Genomic DNA, 515 nt, shown 5'->3' with positions numbered 1-515 from the left:
TCGCTATATCGACGTGTGGGAGTACCCGGACGGCTGCATCGAGATCCGGGCCGATGGCCGGGTGTTGCCGAGTCGGCCCTATGACCGGCTGGCCGAAATTGACCAGGGGGCGATTGTTGAGCACAAACGGCTGAGTCATGTGTTGCAGGTGGCGCAGGCCCTTCAGGCGCAGCGCGATAACCGCCGCATTGGGACAGCGCCCTCACGCACTCATCTGGGCGCGGCGGTCCGAACGCAGAAGCGGCAGCCCGGCACCAAGAAGCAACGTGAATTCACGCAGGACGACATCAACGAAGTGGTCGCGGATCTGGCCCAACGCAGACAGCCGAAACCATCCGGCAAACCTGGCCGTCGGTCTGCACGTGCAGGCTGAACGGCGCGTCAGCGCCCTGCTATTTCAGGCACGGTTCTTCAACACTGCGTGAGCGGTAACCCGTTAGAGACAAAACTTTCAACCTTAAAAACACGACATTTCTATGTAGCCCCACCCCCGACATTTAAGAATGGCCTCGACA

General features: G+C 60.2%; 1 pseudogene. It reads left to right on the top strand.

Annotation, left to right across the window (positions count from 1 at the left end):
- A pseudogene (locus tag HV670_RS30500) lies at positions 1-425 on the top strand (ISNCY family transposase); the annotation flags it as partial.
- Positions 426-515: the final 90 nt, after the last annotated feature.

The sequence above is a fragment of the Pararobbsia alpina genome (genome assembly GCF_902859895.1).
GTDB classification, from domain to species: domain Bacteria; phylum Pseudomonadota; class Gammaproteobacteria; order Burkholderiales; family Burkholderiaceae; genus Pararobbsia; species Pararobbsia alpina.
The sequence above is the reverse complement of the archived record's forward strand: the minus strand, read 5'-3'. Positions and strand labels throughout refer to the sequence as shown.